Source organism: uncultured Winogradskyella sp. (assembly GCF_947495255.1).
GTDB lineage: Bacteria > Bacteroidota > Bacteroidia > Flavobacteriales > Flavobacteriaceae > Winogradskyella.
On record NZ_CANLYI010000003.1, the window covers coordinates 325,968 to 343,848 of the forward strand.

General features: G+C 31.2%; 25 protein-coding genes. 19 read left to right on the top strand and 6 right to left on the bottom strand.

Annotated elements, in window-relative coordinates; genetic code table 11:
• From Q0807_RS06320 to Q0807_RS06380, 13 genes are all read left to right on the top strand, one after another.
• Nucleotides 1–1,602 (top strand): oleate hydratase, encoded by a 1,602-nt coding sequence (locus Q0807_RS06320; RefSeq protein WP_299107649.1) that lies wholly within the window; start codon nucleotides 1–3, stop codon nucleotides 1,600–1,602.
• A 26-nt stretch (nucleotides 1,603–1,628) separates the two neighbouring features.
• A complete protein-coding gene (locus tag Q0807_RS06325) occupies nucleotides 1,629–2,447 on the top strand; it encodes a DUF1269 domain-containing protein (protein WP_299107652.1) in 819 nt (272 codons plus the stop codon).
• Nucleotides 2,448–2,552: 105 nt separating this feature from the next.
• Nucleotides 2,553–3,263 (top strand): 2,3-bisphosphoglycerate-dependent phosphoglycerate mutase, encoded by a 711-nt coding sequence (locus tag Q0807_RS06330; protein ID WP_299107655.1) that lies wholly within the window; start codon nucleotides 2,553–2,555, stop codon nucleotides 3,261–3,263.
• 4 nt (nucleotides 3,264–3,267) lie between these two features.
• Nucleotides 3,268–3,726 (top strand): hypothetical protein, encoded by a 459-nt coding sequence (locus Q0807_RS06335; RefSeq protein WP_299107658.1) that lies wholly within the window; start codon nucleotides 3,268–3,270, stop codon nucleotides 3,724–3,726.
• A gap of 23 nt (nucleotides 3,727–3,749) precedes the next feature.
• Nucleotides 3,750–4,250, top strand: a complete 501-nt coding sequence (locus tag Q0807_RS06340) for a hypothetical protein (RefSeq protein ID WP_299107661.1) — start codon at nucleotides 3,750–3,752, stop codon at nucleotides 4,248–4,250.
• An 8-nt stretch (nucleotides 4,251–4,258) separates the two neighbouring features.
• Complete coding sequence (locus Q0807_RS06345; protein ID WP_299107664.1) at nucleotides 4,259–4,828, top strand: HdeD family acid-resistance protein; 570 nt, start codon at nucleotides 4,259–4,261, stop codon at nucleotides 4,826–4,828.
• A gap of 30 nt (nucleotides 4,829–4,858) precedes the next feature.
• Nucleotides 4,859–5,503 carry a DUF2238 domain-containing protein gene (locus Q0807_RS06350; RefSeq protein WP_299107667.1) on the top strand — a complete coding sequence of 215 codons (645 nt, stop codon included), beginning with the start codon at nucleotides 4,859–4,861 and terminating at the stop codon, nucleotides 5,501–5,503.
• A gap of 160 nt (nucleotides 5,504–5,663) precedes the next feature.
• Nucleotides 5,664–7,016 (top strand): ferric reductase-like transmembrane domain-containing protein, encoded by a 1,353-nt coding sequence (locus Q0807_RS06355; protein ID WP_299107670.1) that lies wholly within the window; start codon nucleotides 5,664–5,666, stop codon nucleotides 7,014–7,016.
• Nucleotides 7,017–7,326: 310 nt separating this feature from the next.
• Complete coding sequence (locus tag Q0807_RS06360; protein ID WP_299107673.1) at nucleotides 7,327–7,980, top strand: BON domain-containing protein; 654 nt, start codon at nucleotides 7,327–7,329, stop codon at nucleotides 7,978–7,980.
• A 175-nt stretch (nucleotides 7,981–8,155) separates the two neighbouring features.
• On the top strand, nucleotides 8,156–8,818 hold the full coding sequence (locus Q0807_RS06365; RefSeq protein ID WP_299107675.1) for a BON domain-containing protein: 663 nt from the start codon (nucleotides 8,156–8,158) through the stop codon (nucleotides 8,816–8,818).
• A 58-nt stretch (nucleotides 8,819–8,876) separates the two neighbouring features.
• The gene (locus Q0807_RS06370) at nucleotides 8,877–9,773 is read left to right on the top strand and encodes a 3-hydroxyacyl-CoA dehydrogenase (protein WP_299107901.1); all 897 of its coding nucleotides are present in this window, start codon (nucleotides 8,877–8,879) and stop codon (nucleotides 9,771–9,773) included.
• A 74-nt stretch (nucleotides 9,774–9,847) separates the two neighbouring features.
• Complete coding sequence (locus tag Q0807_RS06375; RefSeq protein ID WP_299107677.1) at nucleotides 9,848–10,501, top strand: BON domain-containing protein; 654 nt, start codon at nucleotides 9,848–9,850, stop codon at nucleotides 10,499–10,501.
• Between the two features lie 31 nt (nucleotides 10,502–10,532).
• The gene (locus Q0807_RS06380; RefSeq protein WP_299107679.1) at nucleotides 10,533–11,297 is read left to right on the top strand and encodes an exodeoxyribonuclease III; all 765 of its coding nucleotides are present in this window, start codon (nucleotides 10,533–10,535) and stop codon (nucleotides 11,295–11,297) included.
• A gap of 26 nt (nucleotides 11,298–11,323) precedes the next feature.
• Here the strand turns inward: Q0807_RS06380 and Q0807_RS06385 are convergent, their stop codons facing one another.
• From Q0807_RS06385 to Q0807_RS06405, 5 genes are read right to left on the bottom strand one after another with little or no spacing between them, the layout of a single operon-like run.
• Entirely contained in the window at nucleotides 11,324–11,677 is a 354-nt protein-coding gene (locus tag Q0807_RS06385) for a hypothetical protein (RefSeq protein WP_299107682.1), read from the bottom strand.
• A gap of 25 nt (nucleotides 11,678–11,702) precedes the next feature.
• On the bottom strand, nucleotides 11,703–12,014 hold the full coding sequence (gene trxA, locus Q0807_RS06390) for a thioredoxin (protein WP_299107685.1): 312 nt from the start codon (nucleotides 12,012–12,014) through the stop codon (nucleotides 11,703–11,705).
• A 57-nt stretch (nucleotides 12,015–12,071) separates the two neighbouring features.
• A complete protein-coding gene (locus Q0807_RS06395) occupies nucleotides 12,072–12,479 on the bottom strand; it encodes a hypothetical protein (RefSeq protein ID WP_299107688.1) in 408 nt (135 codons plus the stop codon).
• Nucleotides 12,480–12,490: 11 nt separating this feature from the next.
• The gene (locus Q0807_RS06400; RefSeq protein ID WP_299107691.1) at nucleotides 12,491–13,447 is read right to left on the bottom strand and encodes a J domain-containing protein; all 957 of its coding nucleotides are present in this window, start codon (nucleotides 13,445–13,447) and stop codon (nucleotides 12,491–12,493) included.
• Between the two features lie 14 nt (nucleotides 13,448–13,461).
• On the bottom strand, nucleotides 13,462–14,232 hold the full coding sequence (locus Q0807_RS06405; RefSeq protein WP_299107692.1) for an RNA polymerase sigma factor: 771 nt from the start codon (nucleotides 14,230–14,232) through the stop codon (nucleotides 13,462–13,464).
• A gap of 168 nt (nucleotides 14,233–14,400) precedes the next feature.
• Here Q0807_RS06405 and Q0807_RS06410 point away from each other — a divergent pair, with 168 nt between their 5' ends.
• From Q0807_RS06410 to Q0807_RS06420, 3 genes are all read left to right on the top strand, one after another.
• Nucleotides 14,401–15,051, top strand: a complete 651-nt coding sequence (locus Q0807_RS06410; protein ID WP_299107694.1) for a BON domain-containing protein — start codon at nucleotides 14,401–14,403, stop codon at nucleotides 15,049–15,051.
• Between the two features lie 17 nt (nucleotides 15,052–15,068).
• Nucleotides 15,069–15,614 carry a hypothetical protein gene (locus Q0807_RS06415; protein ID WP_299107697.1) on the top strand — a complete coding sequence of 182 codons (546 nt, stop codon included), beginning with the start codon at nucleotides 15,069–15,071 and terminating at the stop codon, nucleotides 15,612–15,614.
• A 206-nt stretch (nucleotides 15,615–15,820) separates the two neighbouring features.
• On the top strand, nucleotides 15,821–16,204 hold the full coding sequence (locus Q0807_RS06420) for a protease inhibitor I42 family protein (RefSeq protein ID WP_299107700.1): 384 nt from the start codon (nucleotides 15,821–15,823) through the stop codon (nucleotides 16,202–16,204).
• Nucleotides 16,205–16,269: 65 nt separating this feature from the next.
• Here Q0807_RS06420 and Q0807_RS06425 read toward each other — a convergent pair whose 3' ends face one another.
• Nucleotides 16,270–16,752, bottom strand: a complete 483-nt coding sequence (locus tag Q0807_RS06425) for a hypothetical protein (RefSeq protein ID WP_299107703.1) — start codon at nucleotides 16,750–16,752, stop codon at nucleotides 16,270–16,272.
• A 228-nt stretch (nucleotides 16,753–16,980) separates the two neighbouring features.
• Here Q0807_RS06425 and Q0807_RS06430 point away from each other — a divergent pair, with 228 nt between their 5' ends.
• The 3 genes from Q0807_RS06430 to Q0807_RS06440 are packed head-to-tail and all read left to right on the top strand — an operon-like array spanning nucleotide 16,981 to nucleotide 17,880.
• Nucleotides 16,981–17,313 carry a YtxH domain-containing protein gene (locus Q0807_RS06430; protein ID WP_299107706.1) on the top strand — a complete coding sequence of 111 codons (333 nt, stop codon included), beginning with the start codon at nucleotides 16,981–16,983 and terminating at the stop codon, nucleotides 17,311–17,313.
• Nucleotides 17,314–17,315: 2 nt separating this feature from the next.
• Complete coding sequence (locus Q0807_RS06435; RefSeq protein ID WP_299107708.1) at nucleotides 17,316–17,681, top strand: hypothetical protein; 366 nt, start codon at nucleotides 17,316–17,318, stop codon at nucleotides 17,679–17,681.
• Nucleotides 17,662–17,880 carry a DUF6327 family protein gene (locus Q0807_RS06440; protein ID WP_299107710.1) on the top strand — a complete coding sequence of 73 codons (219 nt, stop codon included), beginning with the start codon at nucleotides 17,662–17,664 and terminating at the stop codon, nucleotides 17,878–17,880. Before Q0807_RS06435 ends, Q0807_RS06440 begins: the two co-directional genes overlap by 20 nt.
• The last annotated feature ends 1 nt before the right edge of the window (nucleotide 17,881 follow it).

Consider the following 17,881-nt stretch of genomic DNA (forward strand, 5'->3'; position numbering starts at 1 on the left):
ATGAATTTTTATAATAAAGATAGAAAAGCCTACTTCATAGGAGGAGGTATTGGATCATTAGCAGGAGCAGCATTTTTAATTCGTGATGGAGGATTCTTAGGAGATAATATTACAATCTTTGAGAGTTTACCTCTTCTTGGCGGAAGTTTAGATGCAGGCGGAAACCCAGAACAAGGTTATACTTTAAGAGGTTCTCGTATGTTCACATTAAATATTTATGAATGTACTTGGGACTTGTTTAAATCCATCCCTTCGCTCACAGACCCTAATACATCTGTAACCGAAGAAACCATTGCTTTTAATAAAAAAGTAATATCAAATTCAAAAGCCAGACTTATAGATAAAAACAGAGCAATTGTAGATTCGTCTAAATTGGGTTTTTCAAATTCTGATCGATTAGAACTATTAAAGCTAAGTGAAGCAAGCGAAGAGAAATTAGGTAATAGTTCAATTTACGACTGGTTTTCTCCCTCTTTTTTCGAAACAAATTTTTGGTTTATGTGGCGAACAAGTTTTGCATTCTCACCATGGCATAGTGCAGTAGAATTTAAACGTTATCTGCATCGTTTTATGCAAGAGTTTCCAAATGTAGAAACTATGACAGGTGTTAAAAGAACAATTTATAATCAGTATGATTCTATGGTTCTTCCTTTACAGGTTTGGCTAAAATCTCATGGTGTTAATTTTAAAAAAGAGAGTACTGTTACTGATTTAGATACTGTATATGCTTTAGATCCAGATACAGAAACTGAAAAGGTGGTAGTAAAACATATTACTTATAAAAATGCAGGAAACATAAAGACTATAGAAATTAAAGACAGTGATTTAGTGTTCCATCAAAATGGATCAATGACAGATGCTTCAAGCTATGGTTCAATGACAAGTGCACCAAAATTCTTTAATAAAGAAGATAGTCAAGGTTGGAGGTTATGGGAAAAATTAGCAAATAAATATCCTGGCTTTGGTAAACCTGAAGTGTTCAATTCTAATATAGCAGAGTCCTTTTGGGAATCTTTTACAATAACCTTAAAAGACACAGCTTTCTTTGATCAAATGGAAAAATTTTCTGGGAACAAAGCAGGTACAGGTAGCCAAGTAACCCTAAAAGATTCTAATTGGTTTATGAGTTTTTCATTAAATAATCAACCTCATTACAAAGATCAGCCATCTAATGTGCAAGTATTTTTTACCTATGGTCTACATCCGGATCGTGCTGGGAATTTTGTTGGTAAACCAATGACAGAATGTACAGGAGAAGAAATTCTTAAAGAACTATGCGGTCATTTAAAATTCGATTATGATGTTGTGTTTGCAAACGCAATTTGTATTCCATGCAGAATGCCATATATCACTAGTATGTTTATGCCACGTCTAAAAACAGACAGACCACTTCCGGTACCTAAAAATTCTAAGAATTTAGCATTTATTAGTCAGTTTGTTGAAATCCCAGATGATTGTGTATTTACAGTAGAGTATTCAATTAGAGCTGCACAAATGGCTGTTTACGAATTATTAGACATCGATTTAGAAATTCCACCAATAACAAAATTCGATAAAAAACTAAAAGTAGAATTAGAAACAGTTGCGAAAGCATTTCACTAAATAATAACACTTAAAATATAAACAAAATGGCAAATATTATCGTCGTTTCTTTTAAGGAAGAAACAAAAGCTATTGAAGCTTTGCATAGAATTAAAGAATTAGCTGTTTATGGAGATATTACACTCTACGAACACATAATGATTCGTAAAAAAGACAACAATCAATTCGAAGTTTTAAATGACCAAACAGATGGAGAAGGCTGGAGAACCTTAACAGGTATGGCTATTGGTGGTCTTGTTGGAGCATTTGCAGGACCTGTAGGTTTTGTCGTAGGGCTTCTTACAGGATCAGCAGCAGGTGCAATTTGGGATGTAAATCACTTTGATTTTGAAAATAACTTTATAAAAAAAGTAAGTGCCAAAATGAATGTAGGTACCATTACTATTATAGCAGAAGTAAATGAAGATAGTTCGGTATTTATTGATGATGCTCTTAAACCTTTTAGTTCAGAAATAATTAGAAGTGAAGCAGACCTTGAGTATAATGATTATATGGATGAGCAGGTAGAAGATTTAGAAGAGGAAATTGAAGAACAACGCGAAAAATTGAAAAAAGCTACTGCAGATGAAAAAACTAAAATCAATGCAAAAATAGCAGCTTTAAAAGCTAAACGTAAAGCTAAAATAAACGAATTAGAAGCTAAACGAAAAGCAACTCTAAAAGACATAAAAGATAAAACTAACGCCAAAATCAAAAAATTAGAAACACGTTTAGATGGCTATGAGAAAGCTGTCACTGATTCATTTGCAAAAGCGAGAAGAAATAGATTAGAAAAGAGAATTAAAAGAGAAGAAGAAAAATTATATCAACTCCATAATGCACTAGGAGAAGATATTGTGGATTGATTTAATGCTAATAGTGATTCAATGCCTTTGTTAGTCTTATTTAAAAAGGAAATTTTTTTACCAGAGCTGTAGAGTTTAGGGTTGTAATCATAAAATTGAATAAAAATGGGAAAGTTAATTTTAGTAAGACACGGAAAAAGCATCTGGAATATGGAAAATATTTTTACAGGTTGGACAGATGTAGACCTCGCGTCACAAGGTATTGAAGAAGCTAAAATAGCAGGTGAAATTATTAAAGACCATAGTGTAAATATTGATATCTGCTTTTCTTCTTATTTAAAAAGAGCAATTAAAACAGCTTCGATTATTATGGAGACAGCAGATATTATGCATATTGATTTTATTAAAAGTTGGAAATTAAATGAACGCAACTATGGTGCTTGGCAAGGGCGAAATAAGGATGAAGTAAGAAGTGAAGTTGGCGAAGACCTTTTCTGGAAAGTTAGAAGAGGCTATAGTGACGCTGCTCCTGCACTTTCATTAAATGATAAAAGATATCCAAAATTTGATTATAAATATCAAAGTCTAAATAGTTCAGATTTACCAGTAACGGAATCTCTAAAGGATACAAAGCAAAGAGCTGTTCAATATTATTTTGAAACTATTGTACCACAATTAGTAAACGGTAAAACAGTTCTCGTTTCTGCTCACGGAAATTCTATTAGAGCATTAATGACCGAAATATTAAATATTCCGGCAACTGAAATCTCAAAAGTTGAAGTACAAACAGGCGTCTTAAATATTTATGATTTTGATAGTACAATGATCTTAAAAGATCACTATAAATTAGAGCAAAAGGTTGAATTAGTAATGTAAAATCATGCTAAAAAAAGCAAACATATTATTCTTGATGATAATAGCGATTCTTATGTCTACTATGCCAATTCGTTGTGGTTCTGTAGCAAAAAAAGATACGGATTCATCAAGAGATTCTCAAAAAGAAATTAAAGTTACTGAAAAAGTAGATTGGGAAGAATTTAATAAAGATGCTCAGATTGCCATAAAAGAAAGAGAATCTCAAATAGAAGAATTACGAAAAGAAATTTTAATAAACAGAAAAAAGGAACAACAAAAATTGAATACTACGCTCGATTCGTTAGAGCGAAAAAAGAACAATTTAAAAACGAATTTAACACGTATTAATAAAAAACTTAAAACAAACTTAGATAATATTAATGAATCAGATAACGTCTTAAAATCAGCTTTTGAGAATGCATTTGTAAAAGATATGAATGAACTTTTAGATGGACTTAGAGATTTTTGGAAAACAAGCAAATGAAATAATTTTTAAAACAATTAATTATGAAAACAAATATTATATCCTTAATCATAATAGTATTTATGACAGGAACAGTTTTAACAAGCTGCGGAGAAGCCTCTAAACAAGATGCAAAAGCGGCTAAAGAAGATGCAAAAGAACTTAGTAAAGATTTAAAGCAAGGCGCAGAAGACACGAGTAAAGAAATTAAGACTGCAGTAAGTGCAGACTGGCAAAAATTTAAAGCAGAATCTGAAACAGCTATTGAAAATTCAGAAAAAGAAATTAAAGTACTAAGAGAAAAAATTTCAAAAGCAAGTAAAAGTGAAAAAGAAAAGTTGACTCAACAACTCGATAAGCTTGAACAAAAAAGTAATGAACTAAAAGAAAAATTAGCAAAAAGAGGCAAAGCATTTAAAGACGGAGTAATTTCTTTTAATGAGGCTTCTATCGCTACAGAGCGAAAATTTGAACGCGAGTTTACTCACGATATGAATGAACTAGGTACAGCCTTAAAAGATCTTTTTAAAAATAACGTAAATTAAAAAATGTCATGGCAACTACAGTATTCAGTTCAGCACAATCTGCAGTGAGAAATTGGTGGATATCACTCTTAATAGGGGTTTTATACATCATAGCTGGAGTTTGGGTGTTTCAAACGCCATTAACAAGCTATGTGTCATTAAGTATTGTTTTTAGTGTATTCATTTTTATTTCAGGTATATCTCAAATTTTGTTTTCTATTTCTAATAAAAACGACATAAATAATTGGGGTTGGTATCTCGCAGGTGGTATTCTAGATCTTATTATAGGCATATTATTAATATCACATCCATTAATGACTATGGCAATTCTACCTTTCTACGTTGGTTTTTGGCTATTATTTCAGGGCTTTATGGCCATTGGGCTATCGTTTCAGTTTAAAGCTGTTGATGTTCCAAATTGGGGATGGTTATTGTTTTTAGGGTTTCTTACATTAGTTTTTGCATTTCTACTATTGGCGAATCCTGTTTTTGCAGGTTTAAGCATTGTATATATGACAGCGATGGCATTTGTAAGTGCAGGTATATTTAGAATATTTCTGGCATTTGGTTTAAGGAGAATTAAGAACGACTTTAGTTAAAACAGCATTATTATATAGAATTATTTTGAAATGAAATGGAAGCACAGTGTTATAACTGTAATCGGACATAAGGTTTTTTGGTATGGTTTGCTATTTTGTATTGTTTGGACAAATTCTCTAATTGGCACTACGGACCTTAAGAATTGGCTTATAGAAAATACGTTAACAGTTATTTCACTGCTCTTTTTAATATTTAGCTATGAAAAATACAAATTTAGCAACTTTAGTTATTTGCTGATTTGTATTTTTTTATGCCTTCATGTTTATGGTTCCAAATACACTTATGCTCATAATAATTTTGGTTATTGGCTTCAACATATAATGCATTCTTCACGAAATCAATACGACAGGTTGGTACATTTTTCTTTTGGCTTATTATTATACTATCCACTTCAAGAATTCCTTTTTAAAGGGTTTAAAATGACAAAACAGATAGCACTTAAAATTCCTGTATTAATAATTCTTTCAGCAAGTGGATTATATGAAATTATAGAGTGGCTAGTTGCCGATATTTTTTTCGTAGAAGAAGGTGTTTCTTATCTAGGTACACAAGGTGATGTTTGGGATTCGCAAAAGGATATGGTAATTGCTTTTTTTGGTGTTGTGATTGCTGCTACCCTCTATTATGTGTACGCAAAATTAATAAATACAAGAAAAGATTCAATACTGATTTAGGTCAGGTCTATTGTTAATTCCATCTAATATATTTACTTGTAAGTAATTAAACGTGCTACATAACGTCTCTATTATTTCATCCTTAAAAATGGATAAAAACGTTATAATAATCTATAAATATTTACCGTATACGTTTGTTTATAGCCTAAAATAAATGACTATGCTTAGAAATATAAAAATCTCATTGTGGATAGTTTTAGTAGGTTTAACTAGTTTATGGGTATTTGCAAATATACCTTTTCTAGATACAATGTCAGGTAAAACTATTCGCGGTTTATTCATTCAATATTCTGGTGTCATTGGTATTGGTGTAATGAGTATTGCGATGCTGTTGGCACTTCGTCCTGTTTGGTTAGAACCCATTCTTGGTGGACTAGATAAATCTTATAGGCTTCACAAATGGTTGGGAATTATTGGTTTTGGAGCTACGATTTTTCATTGGGTAGCTACAAAAGCACCACATTGGTTATCTAGCCTTGGATTAATAGAGGGTAGTCATGGTCGTGGTGGTGCTGGCTCACATTTAAAATCCAATTCACTAAATCAAGTTCAGGCATTTTTTGATAGTCTACATGGACCTTCAAAAATCATTGGAGAATGGGCTTTCTATGGTTTGGTTCTACTAATTATATTGGCTTTAATCAAGCGATTTCCCTACCGACTTTTTGCCAAGACACACACTGTAATTGCATTGGTTTATCTCGCTTTGGTATTTCACACAGTAGTATTATTTAACTTTACTTCATGGACAGAGCCATTGGGTATTGTAATGGGATTTTTGTTAATAGTTGGAGTAGTATCAGCTATACTTGTTTTGACACAGCAGGTTGGTAAACGACGAAAAGTAGAAGGTACTATAGAGTCACAACACTACTTTTCAAAAATGAAGGTACTAGAAACTTTGATTCTACTTAAAGATGGTTGGAAAGGACATAAAAGTGGTCAATTCGCTTTTGTTAGTTTTGATAAGAAAGAAGGGCAGCATCCCTATACGATTGCCTCTGATTGGGATGCAAATAACCCACGTATTATGTTTATCACCAAAGCATTGGGTGATTACACAAATCACTTACCCGAAAAACTAAAAGTTGGTGACAAAGCAATTGTTGAAGGTCCTTATGGCTGTTTTACATTTACAGATGATGCTAAACGTCAAATCTGGATAGGTGGAGGAATAGGAATAACACCTTTTATTTCTCGGATGAAATACCTTTTTCATAATCCAAAAGCTCAACCTATCGATTTATTCCACTGTACAAGTGAAATAGAACCTGATGCGCTGAACAAACTAACTACTGATGCTACTGCTGCCAATGTGAATTTACATGTGATAATTGACAGTAGAGATGGTCAATTAAATGGAGAAAAGATTCGAAAATTAGTGCCAGATTGGAAATCGGCAAGCGTTTGGTTCTGTGGTCCTATTGGATTTGGGAAAGCACTACATAAAGATTTGTTGAAAAACGGTCTATCTCCTAAATCTTTCCATCAAGAGCTTTTTAGTATGCGTTAAGAATATTTGCAAATATATCTGAGGATATTAGGAAATACGCATTCTTTTTATAGATTGCTAGGTTTATCATTATAAGCTTTGAGAATAATTTCGAAGCTTTTTTATGGTTGAAAAAGGAAGCTCAGATTGAGTTAAATATGATAATAACTTTTACTTAGTAATTCTTTTTATTTCATATTCTATCTAAAAAATAAAATCTATGTTAAAACTTTCAGAAAAATAATTCCTTCTGATGTGTGTCATTGTCAGTGCTTTAAATCTAAAATATCTTTGATGTATTCAAACAAAGTTTAATTTAAATCATAAAATGATGAGAACAGATTCAAGTATCAAACAAGATGTATTAGATGAACTAGAATGGCAACCAAGTATCGATGAAACTCAAATCGGAGTCGTTGTAAAAGATGGTGTTGTTACACTATCCGGAACCGTTGATAGTTATGTAAAGAAACGAGAAGCAGAAAATGCAGTTAAAAGCGTTGTTGGCGTAAAAGCGGTTGCAGAAGATATAGAAGTGCACTATGGAAACGGCTATAAGAAATCTGATACGGAAATAGCATCTGCAGCAGTAAATGCCTTAAAATGGAATATTTCAGTACCTGAGAACAAAGTTGATGTAAAAGTCGAAAATGGCTGGGTTTACTTAACTGGTGAAGTGAAGTGGGATTTTGAAAAAAATGCTGCAAAAAAATCGGTAGAGAATCTACAAGGTGTAAAATATGTAGTTAATAATATCTCACTGAAAAATTTAGTAGATACAGGAGATATAAAAACTAAAATCAGAAAGGCTTTTGAGCGTTCTGCAGATATTGATTCTAAAGGTATTAATGTAACGGCTGAAGGTCATACGGTTAAATTAACAGGGAAAGTACATTCTTTAAAAGAAAAAGATGATGCCAGAAAAACAGCGTATTACTCACCTGGAGTTTGGACTGTGGATAATGAACTAGAAGTTGCTTATTAGCATTATTTTTTTGAATTACTCAAGGATTCAATATGTATTGCTTAAACAAAAAAAACAGCACTTGTCTTTACGAAGATTAGGGCTGTTTTTATAATGATCTAAGTCATTATCTAGCACGCTAAAGTGTGCTAATTTTACATTAAAATTAGTGTTATTTATTTAAAATAAATGCAAAATGAGAACAGATTCAGAAATAAAACAAGACGTACTAGAGGAGTTAATTTGGCAACCACTTCTAAAGGAAAAACTATTATGTATCGAAGTTAAATATGGTGTAGTTAGGCTTTCTGGTACAGTGAATAATTTAGCAGAGAAAGAAGTAGTTGAAAATGCAGTTAAAAAAGTAAAAGGTGTAAAGGCTGTTGAAGAAAATATTGAAGTTGAGTATAAAAGTAGTATCAATGACAAAGACCTTTTTAAAAAAATAAAATCGGATTTAGAATGGAACACCTCTGTACCACAAGAAAAAATTAATGTGCAAGTTAAGGATGGCCATGTTTTCTTATCAGGTATAGTAAAATGGGCATATCAAAAAAGTGAAGCAGAAAAAAGCTTAGAATATATTGATGGGATAAAAAGTATATCTAATGATATCACTATTGCGGCAAAAGTTCCGCCTATTGATATAGCGCATAATATCTTAAAGGCTTTTGAGCGTTCGGCAACAATTGATGCTAATAATATTACTGTTACAGTTGAAGGTAATACCGCAATCTTAAGAGGTGAAGTAAATTCAATTAAGGAAAAGGATGATGCTTTAAGAGCAGCCTATATGGCAGAAGGTATTACTGATGTTAAAAATGAACTACAAGTAGAATATGTTGCCATCTATATGTGATTAATAGAAGATTATTTAAAATTCAATAAAACACAAGTAACTATTAAAAATTATTATGATGAATTACAAAAATATTACCATAGCAGGAAGTGGTGTTTTAGGATACCAAATAGCATTTCAAACTGCATTTTATGGATTTAATGTAACTATTTATGACATTACTGATGCAAATTTAGAGAAAGCTAAAACAAAATTTAATACGTTAAGTGAGGCTTATAAAAGAGATGTAAATGCAACACAAAAACAAATTGATAGTACGTTTAAAAACTTAAGTTATACTTCAAATTTAGCTGAAGCTGTTAAAGATGCTGATTTACTTATTGAAGCTGTACCAGAAAACTCTAAAATTAAATTAGATTTTTATCAAAAATTAGCAAAAGTAGCTCCGAAAAAAACGGTATTTGCTACCAATTCTTCAACACTTTTACCGAGTCAATTTGCAGAAGTAACAGGGCGACCTTCTCAGTTTTTGGCATTACATTTTGCTAATACTATTTGGGTTCATAATACCGCAGAAATTATGGGTCATGCTACTACAGACTCAAAAGTTTTTAATGATGTTGTTGCTTTTGCAAAGGCAATTGGAATGTTGGCATTACCGCTTCACAAAGAACAACCAGGCTATATTCTTAACTCATTATTAGTGCCATTATTAAGTGCAGCAACAAGCTTATTAGTTAATGACATAGCAGATACTGAAACTATAGATAAAACATGGATGAAAGCAACTGGTGCACCAGTAGGACCTTTTGGTATACTTGATGTTGTAGGTATTACAACAGCTTATAATATTGATAAAATGGCGGCTGATAAGACCGAAGATCCCTTAAAAATAAAAACGGTAAAATACTTAAAAGAAAATTTTATAGATAAGAACAAATTAGGCGTTGCAACAAGCGAAGGGTTTTATAAATATCCTAATCCAACCTATAAGAAACCAGATTTTTTGAAATAGGTTGTTTATAGTTTAAAAGGCTAAGGTAAAAGTTTTTAAAACTTCAATAAATAATTACATAAATCCAGTAAATCATGAAAACAGATTTAGAAATTAAAAATAGCATTTTAAAAGAATTGGCATGGCAGCCCAATGTAAATGAAACTCAAATTGGAGTTGTAGTAGAAGATGGAACAGTCATGCTCACAGGTGTTTTAAACGACTATCTTAAAAAAGTGGAAGCAGAAGAAGCTGTTAAAAGAGTAAAAGGAGTAAAAGCTTTGGTTGGGAATATTCAGGTGAAGTATGGCACTAAATATAAACAAACAGATAAGGAAATTGCTAAGGCTATTGTACAGGCTTTTAAATGGAACACTGCAGTCCCTGAAGACAAAATTGATATTGAAGTACGAGACGGTTGGATTTCGCTTTCTGGTGTAGTTGCATCAGCTTACCAAAAAGATGCGGCTAAGCGTGTAGCAGAAGATGTCACAGGTGCAAAATGGGTAAATAATACCATAACTGTAAAAAATTCAGTTAACGTAAATGATATTAAAGACAGAATAGCAAATGCATTAAAGCATACTGCAGATATTGAAGCTAGTGGTATCACAGTAGAAGCAACCGAAGACTTAATTAAGTTATACGGCACAGTACATTCTATAGCAGAAATGAAAGCAGCTGAAAATGCAGCATATTTATTACCAGGTGTTGATGTTGTAATAAATGAATTAGATGTTTTAGATTAATGTCTTAACTTTAAGAGAAATAAGATTTAATATGAAAATAGTTTCTTGGAATGTTAATGGGATAAGAGCCATTGTAAAGAAGGATTTTTTTGATTCTATAAAGAAATTGAATCCGGATATTTTGTGTTTACAAGAAACAAAAGCTCAAGATGCTGAAGTAGAAAAAGCTTTATTACAATTATCTGATTATGAGCAATATTCTAATTCGGCAGAAAAAAAAGGATACTCAGGGACCGTAATTTTAAGTAAAATAAAACCTATATCAGTTACTAACGATATGGGTATAACCCAACATGATGCGGAAGGAAGACTTCAATGTGCAACGTATTTAAATTTCTATTTAGTGAATGTCTATGTACCTAATTCCGGACAACAATTAGACCGACTTGAGTATCGAAAACAATGGGATTTAGATTTTTTGCACTATTTAAAAGAGCTAGAAAAATCGAAGCCTGTAATTATTTGTGGAGATTTTAATGTGGCTCACAAAGCAATCGATTTAAAATATTATAAATCAAATTATAACAAGACAGCAGGTTATACACAAGTAGAAATAGATGGCATGGATAACCTTATTAATGCTGGTTTTGTAGATACGTATAGGTATTTCTATCCAAGTGATATTATGTATACTTTTTGGAGTTATCGCTTTAAGTCTAGAGAACGAAATACGGGTTGGAGAATAGACTATTTTTTAGCTCATACATTATTAATTAAAAAATTAAAATCTGCGACTATTTATACTCATATTTTAGGCTCCGACCATTGTCCAATTGCCCTAGAAGTTGATTTGTAGTTTTATCTAATGCTTCAACAAAAAAGTTACTTATTGAGATAATCATTTAAAATATCAACCTGAAATTCACTAACTACAGGTAAACTAGGATCCGCATTCATCATCACCAATCCATAACCTAAATCAGAAAGTTTACAGTCTTGAATAATTCCATCCTTTAATCCACTAAAAACTGGCATAAAATGCTTGTGTGCTTCAATTCCTGAAGAATTTGCTACTTTAATTGCAGCAGAAATAGCATCAGAGATTTGTACTGGTGACAAGCCTTTATCTAGAAGGTCACTTGCCAAATATTTCATGTGTGTAGCATAATAAATATTCATAAAATTTTGAACTGTATCTGCTATATCATAGGTTGTTGTATATATTGCTAATTCCATAATACTATTTTTTAAAGATTTATATTTATCCCAATACAGAGGTGTGTTGCTTAATTACATTTATAAGTTGCGACTTACTATGTACACCAGATTGTCGCCAAACTATTTCTCCCGCTTGGAACAAAACTAAAGTCGGTACGCCTCTTACATTGTAACGTTGTGCTACAGCTTGATTTTTATCAATATCTATTTTGATAATACGCACTTTTCCGTTTACTTCTTGTGCAAGTTCTTTAATAATTGGAGACTGCGCTTTGCAAGGACCACACCATTCTGCAAAGAAATCTACCAAAACAGGTGTTTGTTCATTTACTATTTTATAAAATTCTCCTTTCATTGTTTTTAATGTTAATCCAACTATTAATTCACTGATTAATAGTTGGATGATTTAATGTTATAGACCTTTAGAATAATCAAAAACTATTTTTTTAAAGGTTTTAAAATCATTAGAAAACGTGTCCATTTTGTTATGGATGTGCTGATGTTTCTGTCTGTAATCATTGTCTGATAATCCTTTCTCAGAAAGTTCTATTCTAGATAATAATTGTTCGTGTTCTATGATGCTTTCTTCTAAATCGTTAAACAAATCATTATGAATTTTGTCTAAATTTTTTAGCATGTTTTCATAGTCTGAATTGTTCTTTTTAGAAGCTTCTTTTTTAGTTAAAAGGTCTTCGAAAAATCTAACTTCATCTTTGTGAAAGTTAATAGTATCTAACCATTCTCTGCTTTCAAAGTGTAATACATCTAGTCCTGCACCTAATAGATATTGTGCTTTTGGGTTTGAAATTAATATGTCCATAATTGTATTTTTTATAATGCATTTGTTGTTTGTGGTTCTCTTAAACTTTGTAATTTTCTAAATAAATCTTGTTCTTCTTCAGTAAGTTTTTTTGGCATACTGATGGTTAATTTTACCAGTAAATCCCCATAAGTTGAAGGCTTACTATATTTAGGCATTCCTTTCCCTTTTAATCTTAGCGTTTTACCTGTTTCACTTCCTTTAGGGATGTTTACTTTTACACTGCCAGAAAGTGTTGGTACTTCTATTTTTCCTCCTAAAAGCGCTGTATATAAATCTACAGTTGCATTGTAAATAAGATTATCTCCTTTTCTTTCAAATTGAGGGTCTTGTTGTACGCGCAGAATAATGTATAAATCTCCTCTATGACCACCATTAACGCCTTGTTGTCCTTTTCCTTTTATTTTTAATTGCAGACCATCGTAAGAGCCTGGTTTAATGGTGATACGTAATTTTTTATTATGTATTTCAAAGGTGCGTTTGCTTCCTTGGTAGGCTTCTAAAAGTGTTATAGGCATTTCTGCTTTTGTATCCCCTCCAGAGTTATTAGTCCTTTGACCTTTTGCACTTTGTCTACCTGCTCCAAAAAATGTTTCAAAGAAGCTAGAAAAATCTTCGCCTCCTTGTGCACGTTGACCAAAGAAATCAGAAGGGTCACCTTGGTAAGAATAGCTATTTCTGCGGTTTTGTTGTTGATTAGCATTATTGGCGTAATCTCTCCAATCATCTCCTGTATTTTGATAAGCTTCCCAGTTAGAACCTAGCGTATCGTATTTTTCTCGCTTTTCTTTATCGCTGAGAACTTCATTGGCTTCATTTATTTCTTTAAATTTTTCTTCAGCTAACTTATCATCAGGATTCTTATCCGGATGATGTTTAGCTGCCAATTTTCGATATGCTTTTTTTATATCTTTAGCAGAAGCATCTTTTTTAACTCCTAATATTTTATAATAATCCTTGTAGTTCATCTTACAAAGTGATTTTATTGTACAGGATATCTATTTATAAAGCTGACTTGTAAGGCTTTTTTAGCATCCTTTAAAAGTTGTTGTACGTCAATAAGTGTATTGTTTCTTATCTGTGCAATTTCATCTAAACTTAAATGTTGAGTAGTGGAGAGTTGATATACAATTCGCATTTCTAAAGGCATATTATATAACATCATTTCTATGTGGTTATTAATATCTTTAGTACTTAAATCTTTATCAATTTTTTTAATCCAGTCGTTTTCATCATTCTCAATAAATACATGGTTTAATGTATAATCATTGTGATTATAAGATTGGTCATCTAATTCTTCAATAAGTAATAAATCACCACCACCATCTGTACTGTATTTTTCTTGCATTTCATCCCATTCAGGTCTTGTGTAATCGTCAATGTTTTTAAAGAAAAATTCGTCAAACTCTTCTTCAACCGTTATATCTTCTAACAGATTATTGGTTTTTTTAAATAGCCATAGGTAAAAGTCTTTTTCTTGCTTAACCTCTTCAATATGGTCATAGATTTCTATAAATAGTTGATCTATAATATCATCAGCTTTAAACTTGTTCTTAGAAAAGTGTCCTTTTTTTATAGCCGTATTTAATTGCGTATTTACATACTGTCTAATTTGTGGCATAATCTTAATCACTAAGGTATTAAAAGAGGCTTGGTTGCCTTCTTTTTTTAGTTGAACTAAATCCGAGTAAGATTTAGTTACAAATAGTCTAAACTCCTTTTTGTTTTGATAATAAGAAACATCGGTTTGCATAATACTAATTCTTAATAATTATAATGTAAAGGTGCAAACTTCAGCCCTATAATGAAATGATCCAGATCAGTGTGATAATTTATTTTGTTCTGATCTCAATCATTTCCAATGGCTTAATAGCGAGCTACTTTTGACTAGAAATAAAGTATAATTAAAACTTAGAATATTATGAGATCAGATTTAAGTATTAAGGAAGATGTTCTTGATGAGTTAGCTTGGCAACCCAACATAGACGAAACGGAAATTGGTGTTACTGTTAAAAACGGAGTTGTAACTCTAAATGGTATTGTAGATAATTACACAAAAAAGAGAGCAGTAGAAAATGCTGTAAAGAATGTAACAGGCGTAAAAGCTGTTGCAGAAGAAATAAAGGTTCAGTATTCAGTAAATGATAAACAGACTGATGCCGATATTGCTAAAGCAGCTTTTAATGCTATAAAGTGGCACTCTTCTCTGCCTGATGATGTTGTAAATGTTAAAGTAGAAGATGGTTGGGTTTACCTCACTGGAGAGGTTGAGTGGGAATATCAGAAAACGTCCGCTATTAATTCCGTTGAAGAAATTAAAGGTGTACACGGAGTATCAGATAGTATAACCTTAAAACGAGCGGTTAAGCCTGTTGAAATTAAAGAGAAAATAAAACGCGCTTTTGAACGAATGGCAGATGTAGAAGCTAAAAATATTATTGTTGAGGTAGAAGGGCATACAGTGAAGCTTATAGGTAAGGTAAACTCAATCTTAGAAAAAGATGAAGCCAGAAAAACGGCCTATTATGCTCCTGGTGTTTATGAAGTGAAAAATGAATTAGAAGTAATTTAATTATAAATATAAAAAAAATGAAGAAAATTTTTTTAGGCCTATTAACATTAGGAATAACAATGCATTCCTATGGTCAAGACACGTTTTTTAAAGTAAAAATCAAAAAGGAAACTGTTCCTACAACTATTATTGAATCTATTGATAATGATTATGGTAATTTAGAGGTTATTGAGTTTTATGCACTACCTATAGAATATATAGAAGAAGATGTATACATAAACGATGATATTGAATCCGAAGAAGATTATGAAACCTTTCAGGTCAAATTTAAAGGAGAACAAGGTAGTTTAGTAGTCACTTATAATAAAGAAGGAGAGGAATTAAGTACTGTAGAGCATTTAAAAAATGTGGCACCTAATATTGAAGTTAGAGAGGCTGTGGCTAAAAGTTTCCCAGGCTGGACTCTAAAAAAAGATTATTATAAAATGATTCATTTTGCTAATAAGAAATCTAAAGAGCGTTACAAACTTATTCTTAAAAAAGGAGATGATGAAAAAGTAGTATTTATGGATGAAAAAGGTGAAATTTTAAAAGTTCATAAAAAAATAAATATCAACCTTTAATAACGTTAAATTGATAGCTGAAATGGTATTTGTACTATGAGTTATCAACTTAAAACTCATAATTTGTAGTGAAAATTATCAGTTTAGAAATAACTAATTATTTGGCTAATTGATATGTTAAGCTATTAGTTTTAGGTTGGGAAAAGGAAGCCTTGGTTGGTTGGCTTCCTTTTTTTTTATTCTAACGTTTTACAAGACAAAACACTATGAAACTTAATTATTTAAATCTAAAAATTATTGCGACCTTACTAATTACTTTGATGTTAGTTAGCTGTTCTGGTCCAATTACTTACAAGTCTAATAACAAAACGATTGAGCTCAGTGAGGATGATCCTTTTCAAATTGTATTAGAAGGTGATTCAAACTCTGACTATCAGTGGGAATTGATTTCTAAAAAAACCTATGTTAAACTGCTAAAACCAGTAACCATATCAACAGAGACTGATAAAACAACCTACACATTCGATTTTAAGACACTTTCAGACGGTGAGCAAATTATTAAATTAATATATACTGATGGTGAAATAATAGAGGATGAATTTACTGTGACTATTATTGTAGGAACTATTGGTCTTATTACTGCAGATTAAATTATCAGCTATTAGTTAAATTACAATAAAATTGTATAGTACAATTAAGAAATTAGGTTGTTTTTCTATTTTTTTAAACTGTCTTCTAATGAAATTAATTCATTTTTATTTCCTCTAACTATTAATAAGAAATTGTTTTTATTTAGAGTTTTTAAATAACTACTTACACTGTTTGGTTCTATACCAAGACCTCTTAAAATGCCGAATATTGCGGTAGGCATTTCTCCTATTTGTTTTTTATTTACTTCTTGTAAAAACAAAGGCGCTAAAAATCCTGCTATAAAAATAGTGCCTATTTCAGGGTTTGAGATGATTCCGAAATTTGAAGATAGTTTCAATTCATTGTCACAGTATCTTTTTAAATCTAACCAAGAGTCTCCATGGTGTGTTTCTAAATCCATGCTCTCTAATTTTCCTAAAACTGAAATCTGGACAGTTTTAATATCCATTTTACAAATACGTTTTATTAAGTTTTCTATCAGTCGGATTTTTGGAAAGGATTGTATAAGTACTTTTTTCTCTCTTGCTATTTCTAATTTGGAGGCCATCTCTTTTGTATTATTTACTGCATTAAATCTTAATACCCTACTAAATTACTGCCATTAAGCTTTGTACGAAATGACCTATATCAATTTGGTAATTTTTAGCTTGTCTATATTTTTTTTTGAGAATGATGTAGGTCATTCTAATAAAGGGGTGTTTGCACTAATTTTGATGTATAAAAGTTAGTTAACCAGACCTTATTGCATTTGCATAGGTTTTAAATTATAGTAATCATGACAAATAATAGCGAAAACACATTATTGGCTTTATTAACAGGAGCAGTAATAGGAGCAGGAATTGGAATTTTGTACGCACCAGATAAAGGTTCTAAAACCAGAGGAAAAATTAAACAAAAAACAGAAGAAACTAAACATGAAATTGCAGAGCGTATTGCGCATGCAAAAGCAGACCTTACAAAAACTGTAAATGACAAAAAAGTAGAGTTTGAACAGAAATTAGATGATACCATTTCTAATATGAGTGGCAAGGCAGAAGATATTATTTCTAGTTTAGAACATAAGTTAGAAGAACTTAAATATAAAAATTCACACGCTCAAAAAAACTAATCATGGCTTTTGAGGAATTTAAAGAAAACTTATTGCAAGCAGATGTAAATATTCACGGATACATTGAGAGTAGTGAAGAATACATTAAGCTAAAAAGTTTTAAGGCACTTATGATTGGCGTTTTATATATTACTAAAATTATAATCATAGGTGCTCTATTAGGTATTACATTATTAATTTTATCTTTTGCTTTTGCATTTAGATTGGCGCAAGTTTTAGACAATACATTTTATGGATTCTTAATTGTAGGTGGTTTTTATGCTTTAGTTGCACTAATTACATATGTGTTTAGATCAAAACTAAATGGACCTTTATTGAGAAAATTTTCTAATTATTATTTTACTAAAGATGATACCAAAAAGCTATAATTCGTTTAACGAAATAGACAACCAATTAAAGATACTTAGTTTGCAAAAGCAAATTTATAAGGAGGGTTTAAAATTGAGTTTAAAAAATTCTAAATTAAACTTAAAGCCCTTGACAATTAAAAATGAATTGAAAGGATTTTTGCAAAATGAACTTTTAAGTTTAGTGACTGAAAAAGTTTTGAATAAATTCAAAAAATAAC

What these genes read in the sequence shown, in the direction of transcription:
- Q0807_RS06320 (WP_299107649.1), top strand. Translation starts at nt 1, where the DNA reads ATGAATTTTTATAATAAAGATAGAAAAGCCTACTTCATAGGAGGAGGT.
- Q0807_RS06325 (WP_299107652.1), top strand. Translation starts at nt 1,629, where the DNA reads ATGGCAAATATTATCGTCGTTTCTTTTAAGGAAGAAACAAAAGCTATT.
- Q0807_RS06330 (WP_299107655.1), top strand. Translation starts at nt 2,553, where the DNA reads ATGGGAAAGTTAATTTTAGTAAGACACGGAAAAAGCATCTGGAATATG.
- Q0807_RS06335 (WP_299107658.1), top strand. Translation starts at nt 3,268, where the DNA reads ATGCTAAAAAAAGCAAACATATTATTCTTGATGATAATAGCGATTCTT.
- Q0807_RS06340 (WP_299107661.1), top strand. Translation starts at nt 3,750, where the DNA reads ATGAAAACAAATATTATATCCTTAATCATAATAGTATTTATGACAGGA.
- Q0807_RS06345 (WP_299107664.1), top strand. Translation starts at nt 4,259, where the DNA reads ATGGCAACTACAGTATTCAGTTCAGCACAATCTGCAGTGAGAAATTGG.
- Q0807_RS06350 (WP_299107667.1), top strand. Translation starts at nt 4,859, where the DNA reads ATGAAATGGAAGCACAGTGTTATAACTGTAATCGGACATAAGGTTTTT.
- Q0807_RS06355 (WP_299107670.1), top strand. Translation starts at nt 5,664, where the DNA reads ATGCTTAGAAATATAAAAATCTCATTGTGGATAGTTTTAGTAGGTTTA.
- Q0807_RS06360 (WP_299107673.1), top strand. Translation starts at nt 7,327, where the DNA reads ATGAGAACAGATTCAAGTATCAAACAAGATGTATTAGATGAACTAGAA.
- Q0807_RS06365 (WP_299107675.1), top strand. Translation starts at nt 8,156, where the DNA reads ATGAGAACAGATTCAGAAATAAAACAAGACGTACTAGAGGAGTTAATT.
- Q0807_RS06370 (WP_299107901.1), top strand. Translation starts at nt 8,877, where the DNA reads ATGAATTACAAAAATATTACCATAGCAGGAAGTGGTGTTTTAGGATAC.
- Q0807_RS06375 (WP_299107677.1), top strand. Translation starts at nt 9,848, where the DNA reads ATGAAAACAGATTTAGAAATTAAAAATAGCATTTTAAAAGAATTGGCA.
- Q0807_RS06380 (WP_299107679.1), top strand. Translation starts at nt 10,533, where the DNA reads ATGAAAATAGTTTCTTGGAATGTTAATGGGATAAGAGCCATTGTAAAG.
- Q0807_RS06385 (WP_299107682.1), bottom strand. Translation starts at nt 11,677, where the DNA reads ATGGAATTAGCAATATATACAACAACCTATGATATAGCAGATACAGTT.
- trxA (WP_299107685.1), bottom strand. Translation starts at nt 12,014, where the DNA reads ATGAAAGGAGAATTTTATAAAATAGTAAATGAACAAACACCTGTTTTG.
- Q0807_RS06395 (WP_299107688.1), bottom strand. Translation starts at nt 12,479, where the DNA reads ATGGACATATTAATTTCAAACCCAAAAGCACAATATCTATTAGGTGCA.
- Q0807_RS06400 (WP_299107691.1), bottom strand. Translation starts at nt 13,447, where the DNA reads ATGAACTACAAGGATTATTATAAAATATTAGGAGTTAAAAAAGATGCT.
- Q0807_RS06405 (WP_299107692.1), bottom strand. Translation starts at nt 14,232, where the DNA reads ATGCAAACCGATGTTTCTTATTATCAAAACAAAAAGGAGTTTAGACTA.
- Q0807_RS06410 (WP_299107694.1), top strand. Translation starts at nt 14,401, where the DNA reads ATGAGATCAGATTTAAGTATTAAGGAAGATGTTCTTGATGAGTTAGCT.
- Q0807_RS06415 (WP_299107697.1), top strand. Translation starts at nt 15,069, where the DNA reads ATGAAGAAAATTTTTTTAGGCCTATTAACATTAGGAATAACAATGCAT.
- Q0807_RS06420 (WP_299107700.1), top strand. Translation starts at nt 15,821, where the DNA reads ATGAAACTTAATTATTTAAATCTAAAAATTATTGCGACCTTACTAATT.
- Q0807_RS06425 (WP_299107703.1), bottom strand. Translation starts at nt 16,752, where the DNA reads ATGGCCTCCAAATTAGAAATAGCAAGAGAGAAAAAAGTACTTATACAA.
- Q0807_RS06430 (WP_299107706.1), top strand. Translation starts at nt 16,981, where the DNA reads ATGACAAATAATAGCGAAAACACATTATTGGCTTTATTAACAGGAGCA.
- Q0807_RS06435 (WP_299107708.1), top strand. Translation starts at nt 17,316, where the DNA reads ATGGCTTTTGAGGAATTTAAAGAAAACTTATTGCAAGCAGATGTAAAT.
- Q0807_RS06440 (WP_299107710.1), top strand. Translation starts at nt 17,662, where the DNA reads ATGATACCAAAAAGCTATAATTCGTTTAACGAAATAGACAACCAATTA.